Here is a 469-nt window from a genome sequence, read left to right as displayed (position 1 = left end):
GCATTCACCCAGGAACCGCAGTGCATGCCGAACGGGAAACGCATGTTGTCCGGATGGTTGTCCAGCACCACCAGCTGGAACGGCGCCTGCGCGCGCATGCGGCGCAGCAGCGGCAGGCTGAGATGATGGAAATCACCACTGCCAAGCATCACCGTGCCGAGCTGGGCCGGCAGCGGTGCCAGCACTTCAGCGGCGAAACGATCGAGGGTGGCATTGCTGCACGCGAAGCGCAGTGGATCGTGCCATTGCGGCAGCGCCAGGGTCTGCGCTTGGGGCAGCGGCAGCACGCCACCGTCCAGGTCCAGGATCAGCGGGGAACGCAACGGCATCGTTCAGCCGCCTCCATCCGGTTCGCCCTGCAGATAGGGCGCCAGCCTGCGCAGCGCGACGCGCAGCAGCGGGGAGCGTGCGTGGATCGCGTGCCGGGTAGAAGTGAAGCGGGCGCCCAGCTCGGCCTTGATCCGCGAGT

At 67.6% G+C, this 469-nt stretch carries 1 pseudogene; it reads right to left on the bottom strand.

Going from position 1 to position 469, the window contains the following annotated elements:
• Positions 1-329, bottom strand: a pseudogene (locus EN874_RS32215) (hypothetical protein); the annotation flags it as partial.
• Between the last annotated feature and the right edge of the window lie 140 nt (positions 330-469).

The organism is Mesorhizobium sp. M1D.F.Ca.ET.231.01.1.1 (assembly GCF_003999155.2).
In the GTDB taxonomy this organism is placed as follows: domain Bacteria; phylum Pseudomonadota; class Alphaproteobacteria; order Rhizobiales; family Rhizobiaceae; genus Mesorhizobium.
Note: the sequence above shows the minus strand (reverse complement) of the source record. Positions and strands in the feature narration are given on the sequence as shown.